The sequence below is a fragment of the Streptomyces sp. G-G2 genome (genome assembly GCF_030063135.1).
Taxonomy (GTDB): domain Bacteria; phylum Actinomycetota; class Actinomycetes; order Streptomycetales; family Streptomycetaceae; genus Streptomyces.
The window spans coordinates 1-8,466 of sequence record NZ_JASISO010000099.1; the positions used below are offsets into that span (position 1 = coordinate 1).

The window sequence follows — 8,466 nt, forward strand, 5'->3', positions numbered from 1 at the left end:
ATCGTCCAGAACCTCCGGCACCAACCCGGACGGCTGTACTTCCGCCACGGCCTCCGCCGACACGGTCACGTCAGTCATCAGGTGTCACTTCCTGCTCGAAGATCCACCGTTGACCGTACAGACCCGCAGCACACCGGACGAGGCCCTCGCGGACCGACCGGCTCACCTCACGAGCCATTCACTCCAGGACCCGGAACTGACCGGGATGACCCGCCGGCAACTCAGCGAACTCATCGACGCGTTGACTCCAGAGATGGATGTTCAGCGTGAGCAAGTACTCCGTACGCGCCGAGGCCACGAGCGCCTGGTTGCCCCTGGCGCAGGTGCCAAAGCCAAGCTCACCTCAGCCGACCGGGTCCTGGCCACCGTGCTCCACCTGCGAAAACTCGCGCCGATGGACCTCCTGGGCCAGCTCTTCAACACCACCGCCATGACCATCAGCCGCGCAGCGAAAGGCGTCCGCCCGCTCCTGGAAGCGCATGGCGTTCACCTCACCGCCTCAACAGCCCGTTTCCACACACCGGAAGACGTCGCCAGGTTCCTCGAACCCGACAAAACCAAGATCAAACCAACGTGTTGATTCCCGGCAAGCCCTAACGGGTTGACCCGCGATTGCTGTTGAGGCGTGCCGGCCTGGGGGTTCGGCTGGTGGGTGATTCAGCAGGCCATCGTGGGGACGAGCACGAGTTCGGTGCTCGGCTCGTGCCGGGTGGCCCGCTTGGCGGCGCGGTCGGAGACGAGGCCGGCGACGGCCCGGTGAATCTCCCCGTACTCCTCGCGCCGACCGGTGTACCGCTGCAGAGGTCGCCATTGCCGGTACTCGGCGTTGGCGTGCTCGACGCAGATCCGGCGGGACGACTGGCGCCGACGCATCTCGCGCCATCCGTACCGCTCGGTCAGCGGTGCATTGTCGATGTCTTTCGGTTTCCTCGGCGGTGCGCTGACCTGGTTGGGGAACTCGTTGGCCAGGCCCCGGTAGCCTTCGTCGACCTCGGCTTTGACTGTGGGGTGCAGCCGGAGCTGCTCGGCGATGCCTTCGGTACGGATCGCGGTCTGGTCGTGCATCCGACCGGGCCGCAAGGCGCCGGACCAGAGGGTACGGCCCTGGCGGTCGCTGATTGTTGTGGTCTTGATGGTGTTCTGCTTGCGCTTGCCGGAGACGAAGGCCCGCCGACCGGGGCGGTGCGCCTTGGGACGGCGTACCTGGGTCTCGGTGCCGTCGATCCTGAGGGTCACCCTCTCGGCTGCGGCGTAGGCGAATACATCCTCCAGCGTGCGCAGCCGGAGGCCCGGCCGGTCAGGCACGGCGAACCCGCGCTCGGCCAGCAGCAGGCGGATTTCACTGATCGCACGGCCGACGGTGGAGGAGCCCACTTCGTAGATCACGGCCAAGGCCTCGTGCGTGAGACCGGTGCGCAAGTGGACCAGGGTCACCAACAGCCGGTCGGTAAAGACCAGGTCGTACTTCGGCCCGGCACCGGCCTGCCGTCGGCGCGTACGCTGACGCCGCTCATGGCGGCCGGACTCGCAGCGCGCTTCCCAGCGTGGCACGAGTTCTTCGGTCAACTCGCCGAGGTGTTGAGGCGAGACGCCGCAGAAGGCAGGATGCGACATGGCCGCGCGGGCCTGCTTGATGTTCACACCACAAGAACCCGCACGGCCGCGCTGAGTCACGCTCCCCTTGCGCGGTGGCAAGGGGCAGGCAGGATCCGTCGGCTCCGTATCCCGCTGCGACGTCTACTGCCCCACTCGGCCGTCGATCCGCTCACGCAGGAAGTCGGCGTGACCGTTGTGCCGGGCGTACTCCTCGATCATGTGCACCAGCACCTCCCGAAGTTGCATCGACACCTGGCCGCTGATGCCAGTGACGCTGAGGTCTGGTGCCTCGGCCGTGAGACATTCTGCGAACGCGACCTCGGCCCGCCAGGTGGCCCATGCCTCCGCGACGACCTCCGGGTCGGGCACCGCGCCGTTGAAGTCTCCGTCGGGGTCGCCATCGGAGCGGTAGTGCCGCGGTGCGTCCTGCCCCGCCATCACCTGCCGGAACCATTTCTGCTCCACCCCGGCCATGTGGCGCATGAGCCCAAGCAGCGACAGAGTGGACGGCTCCACCGAACGACGAGCCAGGGCGGCGGCATCGAGACCAGAGCACTTCAATTCAAGCGTCAGCCGCTGGTCGCGCAGGTACCCCGTGAGGACTGCCCGCTCACCCTCGAACCCCCCATCGGTCCGCGGGTCCTCACCAGGCTCGACGAACATATTCGACCACCCAAAGTGCCGGGCGGACCGCTCCTTGAACGAGTCCTCGGCTCGTTGGCCAGGATCAAGATGTATATCAACGTTGTTGGACATGCTCAGAAGCATCGGCGATCCTTGCCGGATCCACCACAGGGTTCCCCACGCCGTGGAGCAGTGCCAGGCAGCCCCTCCACCTTTTTCAATTCCGAGCGGCGTCACACGATCAGGCCTCAGCAATCGCGGGGCAGCCCGTAAGCGCTGCACAGAGTCCGCGTCCAGGCACTCGCGCGAGGATGACCAGGCCACGCCGTCTCCCGGCGGCTGAGGATATTCGGCAACCTTGCCGACCGGGATGCGGCTCGCGCACTGTTCACCAGCGCATAACCGAAGTCCGATGGCAATCGGTTCGGGGCACAGTGTGCGAAGGTGGAGCGTCGACACCTGGTGTATGTCTGGGAACCTCCGCACAGCAGCTTCGCCCCGGTCCTCCCGGCCGGGGCCACCCGCTGCCAGAACGTCTCAGAGCCTTGAACACTGCGCGGTACCGGTCCTCGTTTCAGCCGTCGGCTGCGGCACTTCCCGCCACATTCCTTCCAGCACTGTCCACCCGACAGTGTCTAGTCCTAGATTGCCTGCTACTGGTGCAATCGGCTCCAGTAGCGGTCTACTCCACGGGAACCGTGACGACCGGATGTCTTGGGCAGGCCCACATCAGCGGTAAGAGGCCTACGGGCATCCGAACGCGTGCGCGATATATGCCAGCCCCTGACGTCCATGAGTAGAAGGATGGGAACACCATGCGACGATTAGCAACCGTGCTCTGCGCCCTGGCAATGACCTGGGTCGGAGTGACGACCACTGCGACCGCGGCGAATGCGGCGGCCACCGTAACAAACTGCAACTCCTCCTCCGGCCCGGGGACGCTGGTCTCATCGAACTACGTCCGCGTTGCCGGGAACGGAGCGGCCGTCGGCGCTGCGCAGTTGTGCAAGAGCGGCGCCTACTACTGGGGGTACGTCGTGTTCTATGCCCCGGTCCAGCCGAACAACTGGGGCCAGGTCAGGCTCGACCGCTACCAGGGCGGCACCCAGGTAGCCGCCTACACCTGCGACTCGGCCGGCGGCAACGGCCACGTACTCCCGGGCCAGACTCAGTGCTGGACACCCAAGATCAACGGGGGAACGTCCGATAAGTTCCAGGCCCTCGGGTACTCGTGCTTCGGTAGTACCTATCCCTCATGCCCCAATACCAACCTGGATGCCTGGGGACGCACCGCCCTCACCCGCTGATCGCCGCAGTAGACCCACACAGAACTGGCTGCGCCACCCGGCGCGGCCCCGGCGTCACAAGCCTGGGGCTGCGCCAATACGCTGATCCTTCACGACCAGGAACACAACCCCACCGGCACCTGTCGACCTGTCGCGCTCAGGCTCAACCGCCCACAACACCGTCGGTGACAACCAGCCTGCCTATGTGACAACCGTCGTGCTTCGGCTCACTGTGCCGATGTGACTGAGCACCTCACTTGGCGGGTTTCGCCAGGAGCACACTCCGATTGATACGCTCTGGCCGAGCCGGTGCCCGTGTGGCAGGATCGACAGCATGATCGAATTCTCAGCACGGAAGGGCGACCTCCGCCCCGGCTTGTGAAGTGGCTGGACGAGGCCGTGGCCGATGGGACCGCCACGACGCCTGGCCACCCTTCTCGCAACGCGATCTTCGATGCGGTACGCGCCGACCGCACCGGGCCGGTCGCCGTCCGGCTCCTCAGCCTCGCCCTCATCGGCGAGCCGTTCGTACGGCGCGAGGCGATGGGCCTCCTCTGCAGCCTGACCATCAACCAGCCCTGGTCCGAGGCCGTCGAAGCCGCGCTGGACCGGCTCGGCGACCCTGACGAGGAGGTACGGCGCAGGGCCGCATACCTCGTCGGGTATCGCGGGCAACCGGACCTTCTCCTTGCCCTCCTCGGTGATCTCACCGACCCCGTGGTGCGTACCGTCCTGGCCAGGGCGCTCGGCCCCGCCGTCGCCCGACTGAGGACCGACCGCCTGCTAGCGGTCCGCTTCCTCGCCCACCTGGAGACCCTGCGGGCAGCTCCTCCCGAGCGATGGCCCGCGCTGGACACGGCACTCCTCACCGATGCCCGCGAGGCAGCACTCCACCTAGCGGACATCGGGCACCTCTGGGGCCACGTGTTGTGCCGGCTGGGGCGCGAGCAGCACGCGTACGCCCTGGTGGCCCGGCTCCTCGCCGACCCGACCACCCGGGACATCGGTGCCGGGCTCGCCCGCGAGGCCTGCCACCAAAGGCGGGCGGCCCCCGTCGCACTGCTGCCACTGCTCATCCGGTACCACGACCAAGAAACCACCCCAGGCCTCGAGGATGCCCTCAGGACAGCCCTGATCTCCGAGGAGGCACGGCAGGTGCACAGGCACCTCGTCACCGAGCTGCCGTTCACGCCGCCCCCGCAACCCCGCCGGTCCCCGTTCGGAAATCCGCCCGCGTACGACAGCACGTCCGCCGCCGCCCACCTCGCCACCAAGCCCATGAACATCGGCCGCCTCGGGCACGTCACCGCGATCTTCAGCGCCCTGCTGGACGCCGGCCCGCTGACCTCCCGGCAGGCGGCCCAGCTGTACAACCTCACCTTCGATCGCCCCGGCCGCTCACAAGCGGAATGCGCCCCACTGTGGCTGAGACACGCCGGGCCCTTCGTGCTGCCCCGGCTGCTCGCCCTGATGACAGCACACCTGACCGACTGCACACTCGGCGAGCTCTACCTGGCCGGCCTCGCACGGATGGGACCAGTCGCGCTGCCCGCGCTGCCGGCCGTGACAGCGATGATCGACCGGCGCACCCGCATCCCCGTCGGTGCCTCGACAGCCGACGGCGAGATGCAGCTCGACGAACACATCCTGTCCGCCGCGCGACACACCCGCCAGGCAATCCTCACCGCTGTCGTTCCTTGCCCTTCACCGCGGATGCCACCCCAGTAGCAGCCTGCTACGGACGGTGGTGGGGCTGCCAGTTGTGACGGGGCGCGATAGTTGGAACCACGATCCGCAGTGACCTGTCAATCCCCTCGAACAGGGCTCGGTCATGGTCCTTGACCTATTCGGCCAAATGACTGACTGGCCATGGCTGTTGGAGCGATGGTCGATCCATGGACCTTCAGGCCATGTCTGCGCTCGATGCGGACCTCGCGGAGTTCACCGGTGACGTCTTCAAGTACTTGGCCTATGAGGGCCAGCGCGGCTACGGACAGCAGTACTTGCGGGGGTTGATGCTCGACGGCAAACGCAAGTCGGTGGAGCCGATGGCCGCGCGCCTGGGCATCCCACGACAGAACCTGGGCCACTGCGTCTCACAGTCCACCTGGGACTACTCCGAGGTGATGCGGCGGGTCGCGGCACGGGCGGTCAACGTCATCTCACCGACCGCCTGGCTGATCGACGACCACCCGTTCGTCCGCTACGGCCACGGCACCGCGGGGGCGATCGTGCAACACTGCGGCGAGCGCAACCAGCATCTCTGCCAGGTCGGAGTGTCCGTGCACGCAGTGTCCGGGCGAGGATCGACCCCGCTGCACTGGCGTCTGTTCCTTCCACAGAAGTGGGCAGAGGATCCGGTGCGGTGCGCGAAGGCCGGGGTCCCTCCCGGGCTCACGCACCGCACCAAGCAGCAGATCGCCCTGGACATGCTCGACGAGCTCGCCGAATGGGGGAACGTCCCGCCCCTGGTGATCGCCGACAGCGACTACGGCACCAACGTCGCCTTCCGGACCGGGCTCACCGCCCGCGGCATCCGCTGGCTACTGGCAGTCCAAGGGGACACGGTGGTCCTGCCCGTCACGGGCACGCCGGTCACAGCCTGGGCAAAACGACGCCCCACCATCTGCGTCGACAGCCTCGCCGAGGCCAATCGGCACCGGTCCAGCCGGTTCATCTACCGTGCCAAGACCTCCACCCACCGGGCCCGCTCCGGCTGGTTCGCCGCCATCCCTGTGCAGATCGCCGGCATCATCGAGCGCGGACACATCGCGGAGACCAGCAGCCGGCTCCTGCCACAGCGCACCCTGCTGATCCAGTGGCGACGCAAACACGGCGGCGGGGTGTTCCGCTCCTGGATCACCGACCTGCCCCCGGATACTCCGCTGTCCGTCCTGGTCAGGCACGCCACCAGCCGCTGGCACATCGAGACCGACTACCGGGAAATGGAGCAGGCCCTGGGCCTGGGCGACTACGAAGGCCGGACCTACCGCGGATTCCACCACCACGGCGCCCTGGTGTCAGCCGCGCACCTGTTCTGCCTGGAACAGAGCCTCAACCCAAAAGGCAAGAACACGCCCTGAGCCTGTATCAGGTCGTGTCACTCCTCCAGATCGTACTGATCACCGCCCTATGGCGCTGCCCGGCCTGCCACCGCGAACCGAACGACCTCGGCCTTGGTCAAGGACCATGACCGAGCCCTGTCGAAGCGTAGAGACCTTCCTTATGCGGCTTCGTCCTTCTGATGGTGCTTCGCACGTGCTTCGCTGATGGTTCGTTCGAACTCGATGGGTGCCAGGCCGGCGGCGGCACTGTGGCGTCGGCGCGGGTTGTAGAAGTCCGTGATCCAGGTGGCGATCTTCAGCCGGGCCTCGGTTCGGGTGGCGAAGTGGTGCCGGTGGATGTACTCGACCTTGATCAGTGAGTTGAACGACTCCGCGGCGGCGTTGTCCAGAGCTGAGCCCACCCGCCCCATGGACTGCACCACGCCAAGCCTGTCGCACAGGCTGTTGTACGCCTCACTGGTGTACTCGCTGCCCCTGTCAGAGTGGAAGATCACGCCGTCGACCTCGCCGCCGCGCGTGGCGGCCGCCATCTTCAACGAGGCCCCGACCAGGGCGGCGTCGTGGTGGGCGCCCATCGCGTAGCCCAGCAGGCGGCGGGAGAGCAGGTCCAGGACGGTGGCCAGGTACAGCTTGCCCTCGCCGGTCTCGATCTCGGTCATATCGCCGACCCACAACACATCCGGAGCGATCGCGTCGAACTTGCGATGCACCAGGTCAGGGGACGCGTGGCGCTTGCCCTGCCGGGTCAGTGAGCGACGCCGACGCGGCGGCTTGCGGCCCTGCAGGCCCAGGTCGGCCATGATCTCGGCAACGGTGTTCACCGACACCTGCCAGCCCTCGGCCCACAGGTCCAGGGTGATCCTCGGCGAGCCGTAGGTGTCACCCGACTCGCGGAAGAAGTGCAGGATCCGCTCTTCCAGACGCGCCCTCCTGACCTCGCGTTTCGTCGGCTCGGCCGGACGGCGGCGCCACTTGTAGAACCACGCCGACGACACGCCCAGCGCGCGGCACGAGACGGTGTGCGGGATGTCGTGCACGGTCCTCTGGTCGCTGATCACCCCGACGAGCAACGCCGGTGCCCCCTCAGCTACTTCACCCACAGGACCATGCAGCGTTTGAGGACATCACGCTCCATCGCCAGCTCCTTGGTCTCCTTCTTCAGTAGCGTGTTCTGCTGGCGCAGCCGTGCCAGTTCCTCGCGCTCGGGCACGCTCAGCGTTCCGTCCCCGCCGGCCTTCCTCGCCCGCGACACCCAGCTCGCGAGCGTCGTGTCGTTGATCCCCAGCTCCTTCGCGACCTGCGCGAGAGGCCGACCCGTCTCGGCCACGATCCGCACAGCCCCCTCACGGAACTCCGCATCGAACTTCCGTCGCTTCTCCGCCATGACTCTCAACTTCCCCTGCAGTTACGGCTCCACGCTACGAGGGGAAGGTCACTCTCAACTTCCCCTGCAGTTACGGCTCCACGCTACGAGGGGAAGGTCACCTTCACGGTGGTGGTGTACTGCGTGTAGATGTCGAGCCGCAGTCGAAGGGCTTCTTTGACATCCTCGTGCTTCCATCGGTTCCGATCGGCGATGAGAGTGGCGACGATGCCGATCGCGGCCCCGGTCAGGGTGGAGAGCAGTGGCAACCAATCCATGCGTGCCAGATTGGGCCATCCCGTGACGGCGGCGCAAGGTGGCTGACCCCGTAGGCAGGGAGCGTGCGCGGTCGGAGGTGACAGCAACCGTGCTTCCCACGCTGCCAGTGCCAAGTAGCGCGCTGATCTGAGAAGCCGTATCTCTATCGATCATGAGAGCGATGTGATCGAAAACGGGGGCTGGGGCGGGTGAACCTGGCCGTGTCCGCGCATGAAGGCAGGGCCTCCTGAACATCTCCGGGTTGTCGAGACCA

General features: G+C 66.8%; 9 protein-coding genes. 4 read left to right on the plus strand and 5 right to left on the minus strand.

Annotated features, from left to right (window positions below; translation table 11 throughout):
* Positions 1–580 (plus strand): helix-turn-helix domain-containing protein (locus tag QMF80_RS37375; protein WP_502963002.1); only part of this gene is annotated, 580 nt, incomplete at its 5' end.
* Positions 581–657: 77 nt separating this feature from the next.
* Here QMF80_RS37375 and QMF80_RS37380 read toward each other — a convergent pair.
* Together QMF80_RS37380 and QMF80_RS37385 are read right to left on the minus strand one after the other, a co-directional pair.
* Positions 658–1,614 (minus strand): transposase family protein, encoded by a 957-nt coding sequence (locus QMF80_RS37380; RefSeq protein WP_283461827.1) that lies wholly within the window; start codon positions 1,612–1,614, stop codon positions 658–660.
* A gap of 123 nt (positions 1,615–1,737) precedes the next feature.
* Positions 1,738–2,259 (minus strand): DinB family protein, encoded by a 522-nt coding sequence (locus QMF80_RS37385; protein ID WP_283461829.1) that lies wholly within the window; start codon positions 2,257–2,259, stop codon positions 1,738–1,740.
* Between the two features lie 776 nt (positions 2,260–3,035).
* Here QMF80_RS37385 and QMF80_RS37390 point away from each other — a divergent pair.
* The 3 genes from QMF80_RS37390 (at position 3,036) to QMF80_RS37400 (ending at position 6,589) form a co-directional block, all read left to right on the plus strand.
* A complete protein-coding gene (locus tag QMF80_RS37390; RefSeq protein ID WP_283461815.1) occupies positions 3,036–3,527 on the plus strand; it encodes a hypothetical protein in 492 nt (163 codons plus the stop codon).
* Between the two features lie 378 nt (positions 3,528–3,905).
* The gene (locus QMF80_RS37395) at positions 3,906–5,234 is read left to right on the plus strand and encodes a HEAT repeat domain-containing protein (protein WP_283461817.1); all 1,329 of its coding nucleotides are present in this window, start codon (positions 3,906–3,908) and stop codon (positions 5,232–5,234) included.
* Positions 5,235–5,401: 167 nt separating this feature from the next.
* Positions 5,402–6,589, plus strand: a complete 1,188-nt coding sequence (locus QMF80_RS37400) for an IS701 family transposase (RefSeq protein ID WP_502963003.1) — start codon at positions 5,402–5,404, stop codon at positions 6,587–6,589.
* A 140-nt stretch (positions 6,590–6,729) separates the two neighbouring features.
* On the opposite strand, the gene QMF80_RS37405 is transcribed toward QMF80_RS37400, so the two are convergent.
* The 3 genes from QMF80_RS37405 to QMF80_RS37415 all read right to left on the minus strand — a co-directional run bounded on the left by QMF80_RS37405 (position 6,730) and on the right by QMF80_RS37415 (position 8,212).
* Positions 6,730–7,671: an IS3 family transposase gene (locus QMF80_RS37405; protein WP_283461821.1), complete on the minus strand. Its 942-nt coding sequence runs from the start codon at positions 7,669–7,671 to the stop codon at positions 6,730–6,732.
* On the minus strand, positions 7,659–7,955 hold the full coding sequence (locus QMF80_RS37410) for a transposase (protein WP_283461823.1): 297 nt from the start codon (positions 7,953–7,955) through the stop codon (positions 7,659–7,661). The genes QMF80_RS37405 and QMF80_RS37410 overlap by 13 nt, the downstream gene beginning before the upstream one ends.
* A gap of 83 nt (positions 7,956–8,038) precedes the next feature.
* Complete coding sequence (locus tag QMF80_RS37415; protein WP_283461825.1) at positions 8,039–8,212, minus strand: hypothetical protein; 174 nt, start codon at positions 8,210–8,212, stop codon at positions 8,039–8,041.
* Positions 8,213–8,466 lie beyond the last annotated feature (254 nt).

Excerpts from the sequence above, each read along its gene's own strand:
- QMF80_RS37380 (WP_283461827.1), bottom strand. The coding sequence starts at position 1,614 with ATGTCGCATCCTGCCTTCTGCGGCGTCTCGCCTCAACACCTCGGCGAG.
- QMF80_RS37385 (WP_283461829.1), bottom strand. The coding sequence starts at position 2,259 with ATGTTCGTCGAGCCTGGTGAGGACCCGCGGACCGATGGGGGGTTCGAG.
- QMF80_RS37390 (WP_283461815.1), top strand. The coding sequence starts at position 3,036 with ATGCGACGATTAGCAACCGTGCTCTGCGCCCTGGCAATGACCTGGGTC.
- QMF80_RS37400 (WP_502963003.1), top strand. The coding sequence starts at position 5,402 with ATGGACCTTCAGGCCATGTCTGCGCTCGATGCGGACCTCGCGGAGTTC.
- QMF80_RS37410 (WP_283461823.1), bottom strand. The coding sequence starts at position 7,955 with ATGGCGGAGAAGCGACGGAAGTTCGATGCGGAGTTCCGTGAGGGGGCT.
- QMF80_RS37415 (WP_283461825.1), bottom strand. The coding sequence starts at position 8,212 with ATGGATTGGTTGCCACTGCTCTCCACCCTGACCGGGGCCGCGATCGGC.